The sequence below is a fragment of the Arenibacter flavimaris genome (assembly GCF_030291335.1).
Classification (GTDB): Bacteria; Bacteroidota; Bacteroidia; order Flavobacteriales; family Flavobacteriaceae; genus Arenibacter.
In genome coordinates, this window is the sequence record NZ_JASWIM010000023.1 from 63479 (window position 1) to 84720 (window position 21242).

Annotated in this window: 20 protein-coding genes; 12 read left to right on the forward strand and 8 right to left on the reverse strand. The window is 41.0% G+C overall.

Annotation, left to right across the window (positions count from 1 at the left end):
- Positions 1-14: 14 nt before the first annotated feature.
- Positions 15-662 carry a gluconate 2-dehydrogenase subunit 3 family protein gene (locus QSE00_RS16620; RefSeq protein WP_286106812.1) on the reverse strand — a complete coding sequence of 216 codons (648 nt, stop codon included), beginning with the start codon at positions 660-662 and terminating at the stop codon, positions 15-17.
- Positions 662-2374 carry a GMC oxidoreductase gene (locus QSE00_RS16625; RefSeq protein ID WP_286106813.1) on the reverse strand — a complete coding sequence of 571 codons (1713 nt, stop codon included), beginning with the start codon at positions 2372-2374 and terminating at the stop codon, positions 662-664. Before QSE00_RS16625 ends, QSE00_RS16620 begins: the two co-directional genes overlap by 1 nt.
- 136 nt (positions 2375-2510) lie before the next feature.
- On the opposite strand from QSE00_RS16625, the gene QSE00_RS16630 reads away from it, so the two are divergent.
- The 4 genes from QSE00_RS16630 to QSE00_RS16645 are packed head-to-tail and all read left to right on the forward strand — an operon-like array spanning position 2511 to position 6355.
- A complete protein-coding gene (locus QSE00_RS16630) occupies positions 2511-3500 on the forward strand; it encodes a sugar phosphate isomerase/epimerase family protein (protein WP_110356114.1) in 990 nt (329 codons plus the stop codon).
- A 10-nt stretch (positions 3501-3510) separates the two neighbouring features.
- On the forward strand, positions 3511-3954 hold the full coding sequence (locus tag QSE00_RS16635; protein WP_110356113.1) for a DinB family protein: 444 nt from the start codon (positions 3511-3513) through the stop codon (positions 3952-3954).
- A gap of 16 nt (positions 3955-3970) precedes the next feature.
- The gene (locus QSE00_RS16640) at positions 3971-5200 is read left to right on the forward strand and encodes a nucleoside permease (protein ID WP_110356112.1); all 1230 of its coding nucleotides are present in this window, start codon (positions 3971-3973) and stop codon (positions 5198-5200) included.
- An 18-nt stretch (positions 5201-5218) separates the two neighbouring features.
- Positions 5219-6355 carry a Gfo/Idh/MocA family protein gene (locus tag QSE00_RS16645; RefSeq protein WP_286106814.1) on the forward strand — a complete coding sequence of 379 codons (1137 nt, stop codon included), beginning with the start codon at positions 5219-5221 and terminating at the stop codon, positions 6353-6355.
- A 60-nt stretch (positions 6356-6415) separates the two neighbouring features.
- On the opposite strand, the gene QSE00_RS16650 is transcribed toward QSE00_RS16645, so the two are convergent.
- A complete protein-coding gene (locus QSE00_RS16650; protein ID WP_286106815.1) occupies positions 6416-6877 on the reverse strand; it encodes an ASCH domain-containing protein in 462 nt (153 codons plus the stop codon).
- 61 nt (positions 6878-6938) lie between these two features.
- Positions 6939-8642, reverse strand: coding sequence for a GMC oxidoreductase (locus QSE00_RS16655; protein WP_286106816.1), 1704 nt, complete (start codon positions 8640-8642; stop codon positions 6939-6941).
- Positions 8643-8786: 144 nt separating this feature from the next.
- Between QSE00_RS16655 and QSE00_RS16660 the strand changes: the two genes are divergently transcribed.
- From QSE00_RS16660 to nadD, 7 genes are all read left to right on the forward strand, one after another.
- Positions 8787-9839 carry a sugar phosphate isomerase/epimerase family protein gene (locus tag QSE00_RS16660; protein ID WP_110356108.1) on the forward strand — a complete coding sequence of 351 codons (1053 nt, stop codon included), beginning with the start codon at positions 8787-8789 and terminating at the stop codon, positions 9837-9839.
- A gap of 16 nt (positions 9840-9855) precedes the next feature.
- Complete coding sequence (locus QSE00_RS16665) at positions 9856-10623, forward strand: 3-keto-disaccharide hydrolase (protein WP_286106817.1); 768 nt, start codon at positions 9856-9858, stop codon at positions 10621-10623.
- 18 nt (positions 10624-10641) lie between these two features.
- A complete protein-coding gene (locus QSE00_RS16670) occupies positions 10642-11472 on the forward strand; it encodes a 3-keto-disaccharide hydrolase (protein ID WP_110356295.1) in 831 nt (276 codons plus the stop codon).
- Complete coding sequence (locus QSE00_RS16675; RefSeq protein WP_110356106.1) at positions 11473-11844, forward strand: SdpI family protein; 372 nt, start codon at positions 11473-11475, stop codon at positions 11842-11844.
- A 114-nt stretch (positions 11845-11958) separates the two neighbouring features.
- Positions 11959-12816 carry a YicC/YloC family endoribonuclease gene (locus tag QSE00_RS16680; protein WP_110356105.1) on the forward strand — a complete coding sequence of 286 codons (858 nt, stop codon included), beginning with the start codon at positions 11959-11961 and terminating at the stop codon, positions 12814-12816.
- Complete coding sequence (gene gmk / locus QSE00_RS16685) at positions 12816-13406, forward strand: guanylate kinase (protein WP_110356104.1); 591 nt, start codon at positions 12816-12818, stop codon at positions 13404-13406. The genes QSE00_RS16680 and gmk overlap by 1 nt, the downstream gene beginning before the upstream one ends.
- A gap of 80 nt (positions 13407-13486) precedes the next feature.
- Complete coding sequence (nadD, locus tag QSE00_RS16690; protein ID WP_286106818.1) at positions 13487-14074, forward strand: nicotinate (nicotinamide) nucleotide adenylyltransferase; 588 nt, start codon at positions 13487-13489, stop codon at positions 14072-14074.
- Between the two features lie 77 nt (positions 14075-14151).
- Here the strand turns inward: nadD and QSE00_RS16695 are convergent, their stop codons facing one another.
- The 3 genes from QSE00_RS16695 to QSE00_RS16705 all read right to left on the reverse strand — a co-directional run bounded on the left by QSE00_RS16695 (position 14152) and on the right by QSE00_RS16705 (position 18458).
- A complete protein-coding gene (locus QSE00_RS16695) occupies positions 14152-14883 on the reverse strand; it encodes a DUF6503 family protein (protein WP_286106819.1) in 732 nt (243 codons plus the stop codon).
- A 27-nt stretch (positions 14884-14910) separates the two neighbouring features.
- Positions 14911-17178, reverse strand: coding sequence for an inorganic phosphate transporter (locus tag QSE00_RS16700; protein WP_286106820.1), 2268 nt, complete (start codon positions 17176-17178; stop codon positions 14911-14913).
- A gap of 74 nt (positions 17179-17252) precedes the next feature.
- Positions 17253-18458: a porin gene (locus QSE00_RS16705; protein WP_286106821.1), complete on the reverse strand. Its 1206-nt coding sequence runs from the start codon at positions 18456-18458 to the stop codon at positions 17253-17255.
- Positions 18459-18789: 331 nt separating this feature from the next.
- Here QSE00_RS16705 and dgt point away from each other — a divergent pair, with 331 nt between their 5' ends.
- Entirely contained in the window at positions 18790-20133 is a 1344-nt protein-coding gene (dgt, locus tag QSE00_RS16710; protein ID WP_286106822.1) for a dGTP triphosphohydrolase, read from the forward strand.
- On the opposite strand, the gene QSE00_RS16715 is transcribed toward dgt, so the two are convergent.
- Positions 20130-21242 carry a DUF3078 domain-containing protein gene (locus QSE00_RS16715; protein WP_110356098.1) on the reverse strand — a complete coding sequence of 371 codons (1113 nt, stop codon included), beginning with the start codon at positions 21240-21242 and terminating at the stop codon, positions 20130-20132. The two genes, dgt and QSE00_RS16715, sit on opposite strands and share 4 nt — an antisense overlap.

Sequence of the window (21242 nt, forward strand, 5' to 3'; positions counted from 1 at the left end):
ATAGTCATAATAATTTATAGGGACCAAGCTTTGCCCCCGGTCAGTTCCTGAAGGTCTCCACAGGCTATAAATTCACCAGGTACCGGTAAATAGGGCAATACATTTTCTCCTACAAACTCAGACGACTTGTAGCCCCAGATAACCAACCCCCTTAAATTATTGGCAAAGGCAAATCTAGACACATCATCATCCAAGGTGGCTGTTTGGCCATTCTTAACAGCTTCTGTATAAGAACTTATAGCCTTAAAGTTTTTGGCTTGATCGGCTTTGGAAATTTTGAGGGCACTGGCCAAGACCGGTTCCAAATCTTCGGGGGTCAGGTCTGCAATTTCCATCTTGCCGGAATTTTGCAGGGCCTTCTCCATGAATTTTCCCATAGTCATTTTTAAAAGATCCTGTTGCTCCTTTTCCATTACCTGATCGGCAAAGCGATCTATAAAGATATGGACCTGCACTTCGGAAGCTGAAGGCGTATCGGTCTTAGGCATTATTATATCTACCAAATGGGTCAGAACAGCTCCTTCGGCGGAGGTTAAAAAATCCGGAGTCCATACATTGGCAGTATCTTTTTTACAACCTTGTACGATGCTGATCAAGGTTGGGGTGGCTACCGTATATCCTAATGCCAGCCCCATATTTTTTAGTGCTTTTCTTCTATCCATTATATATTTCCTTTTTTAAGTTCTTTTACCGCATGGTCGGCTGCCCTGGCGGTGAAGGCCATGTAGGTCAATGATGGGTTAACACAACTGGCCGAGGTCATAAATGCCCCATCGGTAACATATACATTGGGTACATCGTGTAATTGGTTGTTACCGTTTAGTACGGAGGTTTTTCTGTTACGTCCCATTCTGGCAGTACCCATTTCGTGAATGCCCAGACCCAAACCGGTTGGTCCATCATGTCCCTTTACATCCCGTAATCCAGCTTTTTCCAACATTTCCACTGCAGATTCCTGCATATCCTTACGCATGTTGAATTCGTTTTCCTGTAAATCGGCATCAAAGGTTATCGTGGGGAGTCCCCAGCTATCCAGTTTGTCATAATCCAAGGTCATCCTGTTATCTTCATAAGGGAGTACTTCGCCAAAACCGCCAATTCCCATTCTCCATCCACCCGGTTTAAGCATGTTTTCCTTAAATTCTTTTCCGTAAGAGAGTTCTGCAACCGTTTCTTCCCAATTACCTCTGCTGGCTCCACCTTGATAACCGAAACCACGCTTGTAATCTTTTCTATCGGAAGCACCCCCAAGGTTCCTAAATCTAGGAATATAGATCCCATTGGGTCTTCGGCCTTTGTAATATTTGTCCTCAAAGCCATCAAATTTACCGGAAGCACCTACTCCTAGATGGTGGTCCATAATGTTACGTCCCAATTGATCCGAGTCGTTGCCCAAACCATTTGGAAAACGATCGGATTTGGATTGCATTAAAATAGAGGTAGACGCTATGGCCGAGGCACACAAGAAAATTACCTTTGCCTTAAATTCAAAAGTTTCCTTGGTCAACCTGTCTATGACCTTTACTCCTGTAGCCTTCTTGGTATCGGGGTCATATATTACTTCGTGAACAATGGAGTCCGTCCGCAACGTCATATTTCCCGTTGCCTCTGCGGCCGGTAGGGTAGATGACAAGCTACTGAAATAGCCTCCAAAAGGACAGCCTCTGATACATCTATTTCTATATTGACATTTGGTACGGCCTTCAAAATTTTTGGTACCGGTAATATGTGCAACCCGACCTATGGTTACGGCACGGTCGTCAAAACCTTCGGTTACTTTGTTCTTAAAATGTTCTTCCACACAATTCATTTCCATGGCCGGTAGAAAATCGCTATCGGGCAATTGAGGTAGGTTAAGTGCTTCCCCGCTAACACCGATAAAGTTTTCCACTTTTGAATACCACGGTGCAATGTCCTTATAGCGCACTGGCCAATCGACGGCTATACCTTCCCTTTGATTGGCGGTAAAATCGATGTCGCTCCAGCGGTAACTTTGGCGTCCCCATTGTAAGGAGCGCCCCCCTAGGTGGTAACCTCTCATCCAATCAAATCGCCTTATTTCATTATAAGGGTGTTCCAAATCATTTACAAACCACATTTTACTGGCGGCATTGGTGGTATATCCAGTTCTATTCTGTTTGGGCTGTTTTTTAATATCTTCCTTGGTTGGTTCGCCGGCATTCGGAAAATCCCAGGGATCCAAATTGGCCGTCTCATAATCTTCGATATGCTTCACCATCCTTCCGCGCTCCAACACTAGGGTTTTGAGTCCTTTTTCACATAGTTCTTTAGCGGCCCATCCTCCGCTAATACCCGTACCCACGACAATTGCATCATACGAATCCTGCACTTCATTGTTATTGAATTTGCTCATTTATGAAATTGTTTATTTAATAAATTTATTAAATATAAAATTAATTTTTTACATTTAAACCCTATATATATTAATACTATGGCACTATAACGTTATAGTAATTATTAATTCTCGGATATAATCTCAAAACTTAAAAATGAAGCAAAAAAATTTAAATTCAAAAGGTGTCAAGGTGGTTTTGGTTGCCTTGTTAATGGGTGCCTTGTCCTGTAAGGAAGCCCCCAAGGAGCAGCCCAAAGATGTAGGAACCCCAGAAGTGTCCATGAAGGCTACGGAACCTTTTTTTAAATTGTCGCTCGCGCAATGGTCAATGCATAAAATGGTGCGTGAAGATGGTGTGGATCCATATACATTTGCCGAAAAGGCCAAGAATTGGGGTTTTACTGGATTGGAGTATGTAAGTGCCCTTTATTATAAGGAATTGGAGGCTGCCAATTTTTCCAAGGAAGCCATGGCTTCTTTCGTGGAAAAATGCAATGCCGAAAGCAAAAAACATGGAATGCAAAACGTGTTGATAATGATCGATGGTCAAGGAGATCTTGCCACACCGGATGCACAAAAAAGAAAGAAGGCTGTTGAAAATCATTACAAGTGGGTAGATGCTGCTGCAGACATGGGTTGCCATGCTATTAGGGTCAACCTTTCCGGAAGCAAGGTTCCCGATGAATGGGTTGCCAGTTCTGTGGATGGTCTAACCCAGTTGGCTACCTATGCCAAGGATAAAAATATTGAGATTTTGGTGGAGAATCATGGTGGTCTATCGTCCAATGCCGTTATGTTGGCAGAGGTTATGACCAAGGTAAATATGGATAATTGTGGCACCCTACCCGATTTTGGTAACTTTTGCATTGAGAGGTCCAAGGATGGTTGCGCCCAGGAATATGACATTTACAAAGGTATTAGTGAGTTAATGCCACACGCCTTGGCAGTAAGTGCCAAATCTTACAATTTTGATGCCGAGGGCAATGAAACCAAATTGGACTACCCTAGAATACTTAAAATCGTCAAGGATGCCGGTTATACCGGTTTTATAGGCGTGGAGTATGAAGGTAGCGTGCTCAGTGAGGAGCAGGGAATAATCGCCACCAGGGATCTATTGATAAAAGCTGGTAAGGAACTTAATTAGCATTATTTTTATGAAGGCTTTTTTCAATCAACTGTTCGATTATAACTTTTATTGCAATAAGAAATTGATTGAAGAGTGCCAAAGACTGGAAAACGTTCCAGAAAGGACAACGGAACTGTTCAGTCATATATTAAATGCACACCATATATGGAACGCCAGAATTCTTGGTAAAAAAGTGGAGTATGGTGTATTTCAGTTACAATCGTTAAAAGATTGGGGCGACCTGCATTATGAAAATCAAAGAAGCTCTTTTGAAATAATCACCAATGTGGATAGTTTTGAAAAGCGCTTGGATTATGAGAATTCGCAGGGTAGATTGTTTACCAATACCATACAGGATATGTTATTTCATATCATAAACCATTCCACCCATCACAGGGCACAAATTTCCATTGATTTTAGAAACAACTCCATTGAGCCCTTGGTCTTGGATTACGCAACTTATAAACGCTAAATATACCTACAATAACGTGAATGTAAAGACCAAAGTTCAGTTGTCCTTAATGATGTTCCTCGAATTTTTTATTTGGGGAGGTTGGTTTGTAACACTTGGCACTTTTTTGGGGCAGAATCTCAAGGCCACGGGTGCAGAATCGGCAATGGCTTATTCCACCCAATCCTGGGGGGCCATAATTGCACCTTTTATCATTGGCTTAATAGCGGATAGATATTTCAATGCAGAGCGCATTTTAGGGGTTTTGCACCTTCTTGGCGCGATAATGATGTATCAAATGTATATGGCGGTCGATTTTGCTGGTTTCTATCCATATGTACTTGGATACATGATTCTATATATGCCAACTTTGGCCTTGGTGAATTCAATTTCCTTTAGTCAGATGAAGAATCCTGCCAAGGAGTTTTCTTTTGTGAGGGTTTTTGGTACCGTAGGTTGGATAGTGGCCGGACTCATAATTAGTTTTGTGTTCCTATGGGATTCGGAAACTTCTAGGGAACAAGGTCTTTTGAAAAATACATTTTTAATGGTGGCCATTGCATCAGCGGCCTTAGGGATTTTTAGCTTTACCCTGCCCAAAACGCCACCAAAGGTAAAAACCGGTGAAAAGGTATCCATTTCGGGTATTTTGGGGCTGGATGCCCTAAAACTCCTAAAGGATAGAAATTTTTTTATTTTCTTTCTTTCATCTATTTTAATCTGTATTCCATTGGCCTTTTATTACCAAAATGCCAACCCGTTTTTGTCGGAGATCGGAATGGAAAATCCCACCGGTAAAATGACCATTGGCCAGGGTTCGGAAGTTTTATTTATGTTGTTATTGCCATATTTTTTCAAGAAATTTGGATTTAAAAATACTTTGATTGCCGGAATGTTGGCATGGACCATTAGGTATCTGTTATTTGCATACGGTAATGCTGGAGATTTGGCATTTATGTTAATTTTGGGGATAGCCCTTCATGGAATTTGTTATGATTTTTTCTTTGTTTCAGGACAAATTTATACGGATTCCAAGGCAGGTGACAAATTTAAGAGTGCGGCCCAGGGATTGATAACCTTGGCTACCTATGGGGTTGGAATGTTGATTGGTTTTTGGGTGGCAGGAACTATAACGGATAGTTATGTAATTGGTGAAGGGATACACAGTTGGACCAATATTTGGACATTTCCTGCTGTTTTTGCCTTAGGGGCAATGTTGTTGTTCGCAATATTTTTTAAGAACGTAGAAGTTGAGTATAAAGAGTAACTTAGGAATAAATACATTATGAGCAAGAAAATTAGATTAGGAATTTTGGGAGGTGGAGGAGACTCCCTTATTGGGGTGCTGCATCGGGTGGCATCACAGATCAATGATAATTACGAGATTGTTGGAGCGGTTTTCAACCCTGTTTTTGAGGAAAATGTTGCTTTTGCCAAGGAAATAGATGTGCCTACCAATAGAATCTATAAGGATTTTGACACCTTGGTGGAAGAGGAATTGAAACTTCCAGAGACAGAGCGTATACAGGTTTGTTCGGTGCTGACCCCTAACTTTTTGCATTTTCCTATGGCTAAAAAGTTATTGGAAAATGGGTTTCACGTAATTTGTGAAAAGCCCATGACCACCACTTACGAGGAAGCCAAAATTTTACAGGCTACCTTGGAAAAGGCCAAGACGGTTTTTGCGGTTACCCATACCTATACGGGATATCCTATGGTTAGACAAATGCGGGAAATGATAAAGTCCGGCGCCATAGGGAAGATACATAAGGTGGACGCACAGTATTATCAAGGGTGGATCAACTCCATTATCCATGACAAGGACAAACGTTCAACGGTTTGGAGATTGGACCCTAAGAAGGCCGGGATCAGTTCCTGTATGGGAGATATAGGGGTGCATGCCTTTAATATGATTGAATATACCACGGGATTGACCATCAAATCCATTTTGGCAGATTTCAATTATTTATATGAAGATAACCAAATGGATATGGACGGTACGGTATTGATCCGTATGGACAAACATGTGAAAGGGGTTATACGCTCCAGCCAGGTTGCTACCGGGGAGGAGAACCGACTTTCCATTGCTATTTATGGTGAGAAAGGTGGACTGAGATGGGAGCAGGAAAATCCCAATTACCTTTATGTGCTGAGCGATGATAAACCGCTTCAGGTTTATAAGCCTGGTCATGCCTATAATTCCAAGTTGTCCTTGGATGGAACAAAATTACCTGCAGGGCATCCCGAAGGTATCTTTGATTCCATGGCCAATATTTATTTGGGTGTTGCAAGGGCTATTCGAGGGCAAAAATATAACGATGGAGAATTCCCAACCATGATGGATGGTGTTCGCGGGCTCGATTTTATAGAGAGCACTGTGGAATCCAACAAAAAGGGCAACGTTTGGATCAATTTAAAATAATACGCGATTGGGTATAAAAAAAAGGGTCGCATTTGCGGCCCTTTTTAATGTAAAGGATTCTCATCCGTATATTTTTTCAAACTCTACACAGACCACGATCATACTTTCTCGAGGAACACGTTCAAAAGGGGCCAATTCACGTGAGAAATAATCCCAATGGAACTTTTTCCAATGTTCCAGACTTTTATCGCCCAAGCAGTCCAATTGTACATACTCTTTGCAAATACTAAAGAACGGCTTTAGTTTTACAGCTGTTGTCCTAATGATACATTTTGCTTTGCCGCTCCAATCCGTAAGGATTATAAAGGCACCTATTTTGGGAAGTGGCTCTTTTCTGTATTGCAGGCCCAAAAGGGAAAAGGTGGTCGCTTTCTTAAGGTTTTTGATGACCAGTTCCACCCCGTGGTCTGCATCTTGTTCATTGTCGCTAAAGTGTAACACTTTAGGGGCTTCTTCAAAAGCAAATTCCAAGTGGGCATCCAAAAAATCACCCCACATATTTCTAGCCGAAGCATTGTCCATTTTAATTAGGTCTAAGGTTTAACAGTAACGATTTAAAACATTAATTATTTCTCGAAGGATATTATGAAAATGTACCCTCTTTCAATTGTTTGGCAGCATGATTTGCAGCCCTGGCGGTAAATGCCATATAGGTCAATGAGGGATTTACACAATTTGAAGAGGTCATAAAAGCACCATCGGTGACGTAAACATTGGGAACGAGATGTACTTGATTGTTTTTGTTCAGGATTGAAGTTTTGGGGTCGTGCCCCATACGGGCACCGCCCATTTCATGGATTCCCAATCCTGGCCCGGAAGCTTCCTCATAGGCGTTTACATCTTTAAATCCTGCCGCTTCAAACATTTCCACAATAACTTTTATGATATCCTTGCGCATATTCAATTCGTTCTCCTTAAACTCAACATCAAAGGCCAGTTGTGGAAGCCCCCATTTATCTTTTTCAGTAGGGCTTAAGGTAACCCTGTTGTCATCATAGGGAAGGAATTCACCAAAACCGGTGACACCTATGGTCCAATGCCCTGGCTTTAGTATGGTTTCCTTGAGTTCTTTTCCAAATCCCAATTCCCCAATGGCTTCCGACCAATCACCTCTACTGGCCGTGCCTTGAAACCCGAAGCCACGAATATACCCATCACGTTTGGTCCTTTCGTCCAAATTTACAAATCGGGGAATATAAAAACCATTGGCACGGCGACCCTTATAATATTTGTCCAAATATCCATCTACATTAGCGGTTGCCCCTAATTTATAGTGATGGTCCATAATTCCTCTTCCCAAGGCATCCGAGTCATTTCCAAGGCCGTTTGGGAAGCGTTCGCTTTTAGATTGCAATAAAATACCCACAGAGGCCATGGATGACGCACAAAGAAAAATAATACGGGCTTTGAACTCCATTTTTTCGTTGGTCTCCGCATCTATCACCTTTACGCCGGTCGCTCTTTTTGTTTTATCGTCATAGACAACTTCGTAAACAATGGAATTGGGTCTGAGCGTCATATTGCCCGTTCTTTCGGCGGCCGGCAAAGTGGATGAATTGCTGCTAAAATAGCCTCCGAAAGGGCAGCCGCGCCAGCATCTATCTCGATTTTGACATACTCCACGACCTTCAAAATCTGCATTTGGATCTGTAATATGTGCCGTACGGCCAATGGTCACCAAACGGCCGTCATCAAATGTTTCCTCGATAGATTTTTGAAAGTCTTCCTCTACACAATTTAATTTCATGGCGGGTTGAAATTTGCCATCGGGCAATTGCTTTAGCCCCAGGGGCTCGCCACTTACCCCTATATATTCCTCAACTTTGTCATACCAGGGCGCAATGTCCCTATATCTAACAGGCCAATCAATACCAATACCCTCCTTTTTGTTGGCTTCAAAATCAATATCACTCCATCGGTAACTCTGTCTGCCCCATGTTAAGGAACGTCCGCCCACCTGATATCCTCTAATCCAATCAAATCGTTTGGTTTCAACGTAAGGATGCTCCAGGTCGTTTACAAAGAAATGCTTATTGCTTTCCACCGGTGCCCAATTCAACCTACTTTGTATGTGATATTTCTCCCTATCCGTTTTGGATAATTCACCTTTTAACGGATAATCCCAGGGATCGTCGTTCATTGTGGGATAATCTTCGATATGCTTTACCATTCGACCTCTTTCCAGCACCAAAGTCCTTAACCCATTCTCACAAAGTTCTTTAGCTGCCCAGCCCCCACTAATTCCAGTACCTACAACAATGGCATCAAATATTTCACCTTGATTCATTCTAAATTTCTTGTTTTAATTCTGATGCTTTTCCTATATTTATGACTTCGCATTTGTAGGTATATGCTACAAACTTTAAATATAGGATTTTTATCCTAAATGTTAACAGAGGTTATTTTCAATTATACTTAATAAAAAATCAAAATGAAGACAATTAAAGGGCCGGCAGTATTTTTAGCGCAATTTGTTGATGAAAAAGCACCATTCAATTCCTTGGATGGCTTGTGTAAATGGGCATCCGATTTAGGATATAAGGGAATACAAATACCTACATGGGTAGATTTTCTAATCGATTTGGATAAGGCTGCCGAGAGTCAGACTTACTGTGATGAACTAAAGGGAAAGATAAATTCCTATGGATTGGAAATTACAGAGTTGTCCACCCATTTGCAAGGACAATTGGTAGCAGTGAATCCTGCCTACGATCTGATGTTCGACAACTTTGCGCCGGACCAGGTGAAGAATAATCCAAAGGCACGAACCGAATGGGCCATTGATGTTGTTAAAAAAGGGGCCACGGCGAGTCGTAGGCTTGGACTAAATGCACATGCCACTTTCTCTGGCTCCCTACTTTGGCATACCGCCCATCCTTGGCCTCAAAGACCTGCAGGATTGGTAGAAATGGGCTTTGAAGAACTGGCTAAAAGATGGTTGCCCATTTTGGATCACTTTGACAAGGAGGGTGTGGACGTATGTTACGAAATTCATCCAGGTGAAGATCTACATGATGGGGATACTTTTGAACGTTTTTTGGCGGCCACCGGGAACCATAAACGTGTTAATATTTTGTACGATCCTAGCCATTTTGTACTTCAGCAGTTAGATTACATTGCCTATATAGACCATTATCACGAATTCATAAAATCATTTCACGTTAAGGACTCCGAATTTAATCCAACTGGAAAAAAAGGTGCCTTTGGGGGCTTTAATGATTGGGGCGACAGGGCAGGAAGATATCGTTCATTAGGGGATGGGCAAATAGATTTCAAATCCATTTTCTCTAAATTAACCCAGTACGGATGCGATGTGTGGGCCGTGATGGAATGGGAGTGTTGTATAAAGAGCCCGGAGCAGGGAGCTAGGGAAGGCGCCAAGTTTATCCAAGAGCATATTATTGAAGCCACTGAAAAGACCTTTGATGATTTCGCCGGGGCGGCCATAGATAAATCAGTATTGAAGAAAATATTAGGACTTTAAAATAAATATAAGGGAAATGAAAAAATTAATATTTAGCAGCTTGATCGCCGTTATGGTAATGGGATGTAAGGAAAAATCAGACAAAAAGACCGTAGATTCGGATGCTGTGACCAATTCGGAGCAAGAAACCCCAGCTACCAATGTCATGGAAAACGAATGGCAAGTACTTTTTGATGGGACAAATTTCGATGCCTGGAAAAGGTACTTGGAGGATGGTGTAGGGGATGCCTGGAAAATAGAGGATGGTGCCATGGTATACTATCCGCCAAAAGAGCGTAAAAAGGGGGAGAAATACAATTTAGTGACCAAGGAAGACTTTACCAACTTTGTACTATCCGTAGATTGGAAAATTTCGGAAGGTGGAAATAGTGGTATTTTTTGGGGGGTCAAGGAGGTGGAAAGTCTTCCAGAGGCCTACCATTCCGGACCGGAAATCCAAGTTTTGGACAACCAAAAACACCCTGACGCCAAAAATGGGCCTGTAAGACAGGCTGGAGCTTTGTACGATATGGTTGGTCCTAGTGAGGATGTTACCAAACCTGTAGGGGAATGGAATACCTGTGTTATCACAGTAAATCATAAAACCAATAAGGGGAATGTGGTGTTGAATGGTACGGAAGTGGCTTCTTTCCCTTTACACGGAGAGGAATGGGAGGCTATGATCTCCAAATCCAAATTTAAGGGTTCCGAACATTTTGGGAAGTATAGAACTGGAAAAATAGGTTTACAGGATCACGGGGATATAGTGTCCTATAGAAATATTAAAATTAAATCATTGGACTAAATCTATATTGGAATGCTTATGGGAATAAGATTAATTTTTATCCCTTTTTTATCGATTTTGGTTTTGGCCTGTAAGGATAAAGTTTCGGTGGATGCCTTGGAGTCAAGGGGAACAGAAACCGGGGGGGAAGAGATTGTGGTTCATTCGGAATATGCAGGTATAGAACCCACTACTCCTGAGGAGACCGAATTGTATAAACCAGTACCAGCTGTAGTTAATCCCTATGACCCCATAAAAAAAGTTCCCAGTGATGCCATTGTACTTTTTGGCGGGGACAATTTGGATAATTGGATCAGCTCAAGGGATAGTACCGCGGCCAAATGGATAGTGAACAATGATGGCAGTATGACTGTTAATAATAAAACTGGGGATATACAGACGGTACAAAACTTTGGAAGTATTCAATTGCACCTGGAATGGAAATCTCCTGCGGAAATACAGGGTAAAGGTCAAAGTAGGGGCAATAGCGGTGTCTTTTTAAATGGGCTGTATGAGGTACAGGTCTTGGACAACAATGATAATGACACCTATGTTAATGGACAGGTGGGCTCTATTTACAAGCAGCACGTGCCCCTCGCCATGGCATCGGTGCCCACAGGGGAATGGAATATATATGATATTATTTATCATGCTCCTGAATTCAATGATGAAGGGGATAAAATTAAATCTGGGACCATAACGGTTTTACATAATGGCGTACTGATTCAGGACAATGTTGAAATTAAGGGAACCACTCCCTATATTGGCTGGCCCAAAAATCCTGCACATGGCAAGGGGCCTTTAAGACTACAGGACCATGGGGACAATAGTAGGGTTAGCTATAGGAATATTTGGGTACGGGAACTTTAAATGGAATGGGTGTTTTTTCTTGGAGCCACAGGGCCCGGTCTACTATTTATTATTTTTTCCTGGTACTATAGGGCATTCCCTCCCAAAAGCATTAATTTTATTTATGGTTACCGTACAAGGAAAAGTATGAGGAATCAAGAGACATGGGATTTTGGTAACAAAATAGGAGCCAAAATGTTTTTTTACGTGGGCGTGTCCTCCTTGATAGTAGGTGCGGCCACTTATTTCATTTCTCCTCCATGGTCCTTTGGTATTTCCATTTTTTTCCTTGTGGTTGCTGCATTTGTAGGCATATTTTGGTGCGAACAGCAATTGGCGGATAATTTTGATAAAAATGGGAAACGAATTCATAAAGGTGGTAAACCCAATTAGGGAAGTGTTCAAAATGGTGTTTATGGTCTCCATGAACTACTTTGGACAGTACTGAACTATCGAGATATACAAACCTCAATTTTAATTACCTTTGACAAATTCTAAAAATATTTTATGATCCAATCTATGACAGGGTTTGGGAAGCATGTTATTCAACTTCCTTCGAAAAAAATTACCATCGAAATTAAATCGCTGAACAGTAAAAGTCTCGATTTAAATGCTAGAATACCATCCACCTATAGGGAAAAGGAATTGGAACTGCGCAGGACTATTGCAGGTTCATTGGTCAGGGGCAAGGTAGATTTCGGACTTTATATAGAAAATACGGGTGCAGAGACCTCTTCAGAGGTGAACGAAGTGGTAGTAAGGCAATATATGAAGCAATTGGGACATATTGTTTCGGGCAATGAAATGGGTTTGTTGGAAATTGCTATGCGAATGCCCGATACTATGAAAACGGAACGGGAGGATATTGATGAAGAGGAATATAAGATCATTAAGGAATCCTTGGAGGAAGCCCTTAAGGAAATAAACATTTTTAGAACGGAGGAGGGAAAGGTTTTGGAAGCCGATTTTGAGGCCAGAATAAGTGTTTTAAAGAACTTGTTGGAACAAGTGGCACAAATGGACCCCGATAGGCTTCTAACGATCAGGGAGCGACTGGAGAAGGCCGTGGCGGACCTAAAGGCCGATCTGGATACCAATCGCTTTGAACAAGAGCTGATCTATTATCTTGAGAAATATGATATTACGGAAGAAAAGGTCCGTTTGCTAAATCACTTGGATTATTTTGCCGCTACGCTTAAATCTGATGACTCCAATGGTAAGAAGCTAGGCTTTATAAGTCAGGAAATAGGGAGGGAAATCAATACCATTGGTTCCAAGGCAAACTTTGCCCCAATGCAACAGTTGGTCGTGCAAATGAAGGATGAATTGGAAAAGATCAAAGAACAAATGCTTAACGTTTTATAATGAAAGGAGGAAAATTAATTATTTTTTCTGCCCCTTCGGGCAGTGGAAAAACTACCATTGTCAAACATTTATTAAACCAGCCAGAGCTAAATTTGGCTTTTTCCATTTCAGCTACCTCCCGGCCTAGGAGAGGTAAGGAAAAGCATGGGGAGCATTATTATTTTATGACCTTGTCCGAATTTAAGAGACATATTAAAAATGATGATTTTTTGGAGTGGGAGGAAGTCTATAGGGACAATTTCTATGGGACCTTAAAAAGTGAGGTAGACCGACTTTGGGCAGAGGGTAAAAATGTCATTTTTGATATAGATGTAGTTGGGGGTCTGCGGATAAAGAAGAAGTTTCCTGATCAGACACTTGCCGTTTTTGTGAAACCTCCCAGTGTTGATGAACTCAAAATTAGGTTGAAAAAACGCAGTACGGAATCCGAGGATAAAATAAATATGCGGATTGCGAAAGCTTCGGTAGAGTTGGCGACCGCCCCTCAGTTTGATGCGGTGATTAAGAATTACGATTTGGATACCGCTTTGAATGAGGCCCATAAATTGGTGGCAGAATATGTAGGTGTTGAAGTTAAAAGTAAAATATAGGAAACAGGGTCTGGTACAGATTGGCCCTCGCAAATAGGATTAGTGTACTCCTTGAATAATGATACTGCATCAAGTTTCGTATGAATAAAAAAATTGGACTTTATTTCGGCACCTTCAATCCGATCCATATAGGGCATTTGGTGATAGCCAATTATATGGTAGAGTTTTCCGATCTGGACGAGGTCTGGTTTGTGGTTACTCCACAAAGTCCTTTTAAAACCAAGAAAAGCCTGCTGGACAATCATCATCGTTATCAGCTGGTAACCGAAGCTACCCTGGATTATCCCAAATTAAAACCTAGCAAAATTGAGTTTGATCTGCCCCAGCCCAATTATACAGTAAACACCCTTGCCTATCTTCTTGAAAAATATGATGATAAACACAATTTTTGTTTGATAATGGGGGAGGATAATTTAAAAGGGCTACATAAATGGAAGAACTTTGAGGTAATTTTGGAAAACCATTACATTTATGTCTACCCAAGGATATCCGAAGGGGAAGTGGTGCATCGTTTTAAGAATCACGATAGGATCCAACGGGTGGATGCTCCAATCATGGAAATATCCTCCACCTTTATTAGGGCGCAACATAAATTGGGTAAAAATGTAAGGCCTATGCTTCCGGAAAGAGTCTGGAAATATATGGATGAAATGAATTTTTATAGATAGGTCATTAGGGGGTTTTACTCGATAATCGAGATTTAAATGCTCTGACGCTTGCGTCGAAATCAAATTTGAATTTTCTTTCAATGCCTCGCGGGCTTGCCCTGAGATAGTTTACTCAAAATGTCCGTTCCTAAATATTGATCGTTTTTATTGTAGTACCATGCCCTAGTCTTAGGCATTTTTACATTGTTGATTATCTCTTCTCCTGATAATAGAATGTATTCACCATCATTTTTGGATTCATCATGGAAGAATTGATAGGCTTCCATGGCATAGCTGGAAGGATCAAAATAAAAATACCAGGTATCTGTTCCCACTTCCTTTGAATAAGTAACCTTTAGTACCAAATAGTTCTTGCCTTTAAAGGTTTTGGTATCAACAAGTGGGTCTAAAAGGGTCCCCGGGTCTTTTAATTTCATTGGAAGGCCATAGAGATAGGTGTAGTAATCCCTCATTTTTTTGGCCCGCTCACAGGAGATATTATAGGTTGCCCTATCTTTTTCTGAAATAATGGCCTTACCATCAATTTTCAAAATACATGTATCCCTGACCATAATCTGTTCCAGGGTTTTCCCAGCCATATTTGTGGTCAACTTAAAGGAGGATGCGGGCCGGTCAATGTTGATGAGGCTTTTTCGGATATCCCCTTTGGGCGATTCCATGGTCACTGAAAAATCATTCTTAAAGGAGTGCCAATTGTTGTTGGGGTCATGATATTCAATAGCCTTATCCAGGAGTTCGGATCCGGATATCCCCTGGCTCACACATCCCGTAGCATGTATAAAACAGATTATTATAAATAAGTATTTCATGCAAACTTATAATTGAAAGGAACACTATTACACTTCCAATTTGGCAGGTATTACCGTACTATCGTGTTCGTTGTAATAGAGCTCCAAAAGGTTCATGGTAGCGTTGATAAAATCTTTTGTCTCCAGAAGAAAGGTAAAATACAGAGTAGTATTTTTTGGGCTGGATTCTTCGGTACGTGTCCTAGCAATCTGCTTTTCTATTTTTTGCGAAACCATATCCAAAAGTGCTTGTTTACTGGCAAAAATTTCACCAATACGATCAAAAGATCTAGTTTCAAAAGCCGCCTTTGTTGCACTTAGTAATTTTTGCAATTCAAGGTCTATTTCTTTTAACTCTTTTATCTGGTTGTATTTTAATTTTTTATGGTTATTGTGGATGTGTTTATGGCTTATCTTGTTCAGATATTCCAAGGATTGGGCCATATCTTGCAAATACCCTAAAATGTTGATATATAGGTTACTGGCCCCAACACTTGCCTCATCCAGATTCTTGATGAAATAGAATATATGATCTCGTAATTCATCTATTTCGTCAGAAAGTTTACCAACACCTTTTTTGTTCTTTTTCAATAGCTCCAAATCCTGTTTGGCAAGTCCGTCGATGATGTGGGTGTATATTTTGTTACTTCTTTTCGCCACATTGGAAATATTGTCCGCACTTTCTTCGATCACCCCTTGGATAGAGCTGCTTTCAGCCTTTCTTAAACTGTCTTCCGCCCGGATTTCCTTGGATTTTTTGTTGTGTGAAATATAATTTCTTACCAACAAGAGGATTGCCAACAATAACAGAACCGCCACCATGGAGGGTACATGTATATTGATAAGTGAAACTATAACTGCGGCAGAAACAAAGGCTATAATGGCCGTAAAGAACCAGCCTCCAATGACATTCAATACTCCGGCAACCCGGTAAACGGCACTTTCAGCTCCCCAAGCCCTATCGGCCAAAGAGGTTCCCATTGCTACCATAAATGTTACATAGGTAGTGGATAATGGCAATTTGTACGAGGTGGCCACGGATATCAGCACCCCGGCAACCATCAAATTAACGGAAGCCCTTACCATATCAAAAGCTGGCATTTCAAATGTTTTATCTTTGGAAAGGGGTATAACGGGCTTTTTAAAATTGGAATCTATTTTTTCCTGTAGGGCTTTTGGTAAAAGGGCAGAGGTGACCGTAGACAACATCATAGCCGATCGAACTATTCCCCTTGATAAAAAATTGGGTTGAAAACGCTCCTTGGATTCCCCTTCCCTAGATAGGTTAATTTCGGTTTGGGTTACATAACGTGCCTTTTTGGAAAACCATAAGGTAAGTACCATGACCATTCCTGCTACGAACAATAGAATAGTGGGGGTAGGAACTTTTTCGGCCAACACTGTCATACTAAATTCGGTTGCCGGAATCCCTGAAGCTTGCCAAGCCTCAAAAGATTGCCAAGCGGCGATGGGGACTCCAATAAAGTTAACAAGGTCGTTCCCTGCAAAGGCAAGTGCCAAGGCAAATGTACCTACTATAATAATGAGTTTATACACGTCGTATTTCAATATTACCGAAATAATATAAGATACCAGGGTCCAAAGTACAAGGCTTCCAATGATAATGGTGCCGGTATTGTTTTTTATATAATCCAGAACATTATCACTTACAAAAGTAGCCCCTTTTAAACCTTTTATAAGAATGAAATAGGTGATTGCTGTCAGGGCAATACCTCCGAAGAGCGCTCCTATTATCTTAGCCTTTTTTCTAAAGTCGAAAGAAAGTAGAATACGGGACAGATATTGAACCATGGCTCCTATGGAAAAGGCAATTACAACGGAAAGCAAGATGCCCAAAATAATTTCAGTAGCCTTTGAAGTGTTTATATAATTGTAAATATCAATATAGTCGCCCCCACTTGAGGCAATTTTTATAAAGGACATGGCTACCGAGGCTCCCAACAGTTCAAAGACGATGGATACCGTTGTGGAAGTGGGCATCCCAACCGTGTTGAAAAAATCCAATAACAGGATATCGGTAATCATTACCGCCATGAAAATTATCATAATTTCGCTGAACATGAATTCACCTGGGTGAAAGATTCCCTTACGGGCCACCTCCATCATTCCACTGGAAAAAATGGCACCTATGGCTATACCCAAACTGGCCACTATCATAATGGTCCTGAACGAAATGGCTTTGGAGCCAATTGCGGAATTTAAAAAGTTAACGGCGTCATTGCTAACCCCAACTACCAAATCTGCTATTGCCAAGAAGGCAAGGGCAATGATCATTAATAAATATAAATTGTCCATTATCTTATAAAAATAGTTTGCAAATATCTAAAGTCTCTAGGTTCGTAACGTTATCTTAAGGTTATATTTTATTCTTAAAAATGTACATCCAATTGCAGTCTGTACATTAATTCATCAGGGCCACTGCCAACAGATAGATAGCTAATATCCGTTTGCACCTTCAATTTGTGGCCAACAATATATTTTGAAAGTCCTAGGGTGTATTGATTTTTAGGGTTTTCTATGGTAATATTATTCTCCAGTTCTATGTTGGTGTATCTTCCGGAAATTTCCCAATTACTGTTTAAAAGATATCCGGTTTGCAGATTTAATCCGTGCCCTATCTGCACTGTCTCCCCGGTCTGGGAACCGTCCATATTTCTCGCAATGGGGTCTTCGGCATCCCTATATGCGTATTCGGCCATAAAGGAGAATCCGTTATACTTAAACATGGCATCTAGAAATAGGGTGTTGATATCGGTTTGGTGAAAACCGAAGTCGGTTACCATATATGTCCCTTGGCTACCTCTGGTCTTAACCGCATTGAGGTTCAGGTTGTACGTGGCGGCCACCATCAGTTTTGGGGATTTTTCCCTTTTTAAATCGCCTCCACTATATTCGCCACCTCTTTTAAATTCACCAAATGGAAGTAGTTCCACGCGTCCGCTGTATTGATGGCCACCTAGATTTCCAGTGGTGATATTTCTACCTTCTCCTTGCGAAATTGCGATTATTTCGCGTATCACAAATGTATCCGTTAGATGGGAGTGGTGTCTAAGTTGAATGCCCATATCCCTGTCTAAGGTAAACTGACCATTTAATAGGGAACGGTCCACCATTTGAAGATTGCCTGAAGAAATAATCCGCTCCATATTGCCGGGCAGTTTGGTTTGGCCTACCCAAAGTTCAAAATTTTGATAGAAATTCCACATTATTACGGCGTCCAGTATATAACGCGGGGCGTTACCAGTGTATTTGGAACCACCGGAAATATCCCTGTTGGACAATCCCAACTCCAGTTTGTAACGAAGTTTAGGGGAATATACAAATCCATCAAATTTTAACCTTGCCCTTCTTATCAAAGCATTAAAATCGGGGTCTGTATAATTTCCGTTGGGATTTTCAGTCCAAGTCGTGCCACTCAAAAATTGCATTCTAGCCGCAATCTTGGAGCTCCAGGTACTGTCCTTGCCCATCAAATTAAAAAGACCTTTGCCAAATTCGGGGGCATTGGGTTCTTGAGAATAGGATATAAAAAGTGAGCACAATGCAAGCCCTAGGGCTAAGCATTTCATTTTCATATAGTATTAGTTTTTGTCGAGGACAAAGTACCAATATATATGTTAATTTAATGTTAACTTAGGAATAATATTAGTTTAAATAAAAAGCTACCTTGGCCAGAGGTAGCTTCCGATTTCACATCAATAGTCGACAAAAACTAATAGTTACAATGAAACCAAGATAGTCTTAAGACAAATGCTAAGATGGGGATTGCTAATAAACCCATTGTAATCTTAACTTTAATTTATCGTTAAAAATTGGGTGTGTGGTTTGGTTGGGTAAGCGCTGTTTTTAGGTTTTATTATGTGTTGAAATCCTAAAAATGTATCTTGCGACCTCTAAAATTACATTATGAATTGGGAGCAGCTTCTTTCCTTGAAACGTTTTGGTGATACCAACAAAAGAATTAGAAAGGAACAGGATGAAACTCGGTTGGGTTTTGAAGTGGATTACGATAGGGTGATATTTTCTGCGGCTTTTAGGAGCCTACAGGACAAGACACAGGTAATACCTCTTTCCAAAACCGATTTTGTCCACACCCGTCTTACCCATAGCTTGGAGGTCTCGGTAGTAGGTAGAAGCCTTGGCAGGATCGCCGGGAAGAGAATTCTGGAAAAACATCCTCATTTACGTGAAGTGCACGGTTATCGCTTTAACGATTTTGGCGCCATTGTTGCCGCTGCAGCCCTGGCACATGATATTGGGAACCCTCCTTTTGGCCATAGTGGGGAGAAGGCCATAGGGGAATACTTTAAAACAGGCAGGGGCAAACAGTTTGAGAAGGTGTTGACACCAAAAGAGTATCAGGACATTATAGATTTTGAAGGTAATGCCAATGGATATAGATTATTAACAGAATCCCGCCAAGGAGTTGAAGGGGGATTGCGACTTAGTTACGCTACCCTGGGGGCTTTTATGAAATACCCAAAGGAATCCTTGCCCAAAAAGCCCACCAAGCATATAGCGGACAAGAAATTTGGATTTTTTCAACAGGATGTGTCTTCTTTTCAGGAGGTGGCCGCGGAGCTGGGACTCGAATCGAGGGGAAAGGGCAGTGATGTCGGTTTTTGTAGACACCCGCTTACTTTTTTGGTAGAGGCTGCAGATGATATTTGTTATACCATTATCGATTTTGAGGACGGAATCAATTTAGGCCTTATTTCAGAGGATTATGCCTTGGAGTATTTAATTAAGTTGGTCAAGGACAGTATCAACATAAAAAAGTATAACAATTTGGCATATATGGAAGATCGTCTGAGCTATTTAAGGGCTCTTGCTATCAACACCTTGATCTCTGATGCCATTACTATTTTTATTGAAAACGAGGATGCTATCCTAAACGGGGAATTTTCGGTTTCCTTAATGGATAAAAGCAAGTTTAAGGCACAAATAGAGGATATTATTACCTTAAGTGTACAGAAGATCTATAGGTCCCAGGAGGTGTTGGAAAAGGAAATAGCGGGTTACAGGATAATTTCGGACATTTTGGATGTATATGCAACGGCATTGATCAGGAATAAGGAAGGGAATAGTTCCAATTATGACCGACTTATGATTTCTACTTTGCCCGAACCTTATAGGGAAACCAAAGGTTCCATCTACGATATACTCTTGAGTACCTGCTGTTATGTTGCCAGCTTATCGGATAGTGCTGCGGTGCACATCCATAATAAGATTATGGGAAAACAGCTTTAAAAATCATAGATCAAACCTACGCCCAGTAATTGTTTGAATTGTACCTTGCGTTTTCCTGGGGTTGTAATGGTGCCATCCGCGGCTTTAACCTCGTCGAAAATTATATCGTGGTCATATAAAACATGGGTGCCAATGGAGGCCTTTACATATTTGTTTACGGCTAAATCCAAATTTACTTCCCAGTCAACATCTATGTTCCCGAAATTTTTCACGTAGTCCGAGTATAATTGTAACCTGTGATTTAGTTTTACATTTTCATAAACCATGGTTTCCCAGGAGTTGGAGACCAGAAAACCAAATTCCAGATATACGTTTTCGCCCTCTTTTATTATGTTGCCATCGGTGTCTATAAGTGCTTTTTGTACCCCAAAAGCACCACTGTTGGCAAGAGTTTGGTCTAACACAAAGGTGGATTTGAAGGTGAGAGGGGCTAAGCGCAGGTTGAATTTCTTGCCTTCTGGAATATAGGAAGTACCAGCACCCAATAGGGCATAGCCAGGAGCCATAAATCGGGAAATTGGTTTATCCCTATTGGGATATTTGTAACCATTGGAGAACTGTGTCCTAAATTCGGCACTAGCGGAATAGTACCAATTGCTTATGGTATCCCTTCGAAATGCAAAGGTGGAGGAAAACCGTAATGCATCATCGGACTTTCTTAATTTAAAACCTTCTTGGGCATTGAGGCCATATCGTATGTCCAAATTGTTGTTGAGTTGAACGTATCGAAATTTATAATTTCGTACAAATTTGGCGCTGGCCAATCCGGAAATGGAATTGTTACCCCCGGCATTCCAGTTTACAAAGGCTACTTCACTAAAATTAAATCCAAGTTTATTCTCCTTTTCCCAAAACGAAGGAATTCTAAATCGTCTGTATTTTTCTTCTAGGGGCTTGGTGCGCTTAAAGGAGACAACGGGATTTGTCAGGTCTGCACCACGCGGAATGTATTTAATTTTGTCCTGCAAGGTCCGTATTACTATGGTATCTATACGCATAGAATCTACTTGTATGGAATCCGGGGCTTGTGGAGCGGGAATAGTATCTTGTGCGAATAAAAAATTAAAATTTAGAAACAGAAGGACAATAATGAAAATTTTACCGTACAT

Excerpts from the sequence above, each read along its gene's own strand:
- QSE00_RS16630 (WP_110356114.1), top strand. The coding sequence starts at position 2,511 with ATGAAGCAAAAAAATTTAAATTCAAAAGGTGTCAAGGTGGTTTTGGTT.
- QSE00_RS16695 (WP_286106819.1), bottom strand. The coding sequence starts at position 14,883 with ATGAAATACTTATTTATAATAATCTGTTTTATACATGCTACGGGATGT.
- QSE00_RS16670 (WP_110356295.1), top strand. The coding sequence starts at position 10,642 with ATGGGAATAAGATTAATTTTTATCCCTTTTTTATCGATTTTGGTTTTG.
- QSE00_RS16700 (WP_286106820.1), bottom strand. The coding sequence starts at position 17,178 with ATGGACAATTTATATTTATTAATGATCATTGCCCTTGCCTTCTTGGCA.
- QSE00_RS16625 (WP_286106813.1), bottom strand. The coding sequence starts at position 2,374 with ATGAGCAAATTCAATAACAATGAAGTGCAGGATTCGTATGATGCAATT.
- QSE00_RS16645 (WP_286106814.1), top strand. The coding sequence starts at position 5,219 with ATGAGCAAGAAAATTAGATTAGGAATTTTGGGAGGTGGAGGAGACTCC.
- QSE00_RS16655 (WP_286106816.1), bottom strand. The coding sequence starts at position 8,642 with ATGAATCAAGGTGAAATATTTGATGCCATTGTTGTAGGTACTGGAATT.
- QSE00_RS16675 (WP_110356106.1), top strand. The coding sequence starts at position 11,473 with ATGGAATGGGTGTTTTTTCTTGGAGCCACAGGGCCCGGTCTACTATTT.
- QSE00_RS16680 (WP_110356105.1), top strand. The coding sequence starts at position 11,959 with ATGATCCAATCTATGACAGGGTTTGGGAAGCATGTTATTCAACTTCCT.
- QSE00_RS16635 (WP_110356113.1), top strand. The coding sequence starts at position 3,511 with ATGAAGGCTTTTTTCAATCAACTGTTCGATTATAACTTTTATTGCAAT.
- QSE00_RS16620 (WP_286106812.1), bottom strand. The coding sequence starts at position 662 with ATGGATAGAAGAAAAGCACTAAAAAATATGGGGCTGGCATTAGGATAT.
- QSE00_RS16705 (WP_286106821.1), bottom strand. The coding sequence starts at position 18,458 with ATGAAAATGAAATGCTTAGCCCTAGGGCTTGCATTGTGCTCACTTTTT.
- dgt (WP_286106822.1), top strand. The coding sequence starts at position 18,790 with ATGAATTGGGAGCAGCTTCTTTCCTTGAAACGTTTTGGTGATACCAAC.
- QSE00_RS16660 (WP_110356108.1), top strand. The coding sequence starts at position 8,787 with ATGAAGACAATTAAAGGGCCGGCAGTATTTTTAGCGCAATTTGTTGAT.
- QSE00_RS16650 (WP_286106815.1), bottom strand. The coding sequence starts at position 6,877 with ATGGACAATGCTTCGGCTAGAAATATGTGGGGTGATTTTTTGGATGCC.
- nadD (WP_286106818.1), top strand. The coding sequence starts at position 13,487 with ATGAATAAAAAAATTGGACTTTATTTCGGCACCTTCAATCCGATCCAT.
- QSE00_RS16665 (WP_286106817.1), top strand. The coding sequence starts at position 9,856 with ATGAAAAAATTAATATTTAGCAGCTTGATCGCCGTTATGGTAATGGGA.
- gmk (WP_110356104.1), top strand. The coding sequence starts at position 12,816 with ATGAAAGGAGGAAAATTAATTATTTTTTCTGCCCCTTCGGGCAGTGGA.
- QSE00_RS16715 (WP_110356098.1), bottom strand. The coding sequence starts at position 21,242 with ATGTACGGTAAAATTTTCATTATTGTCCTTCTGTTTCTAAATTTTAAT.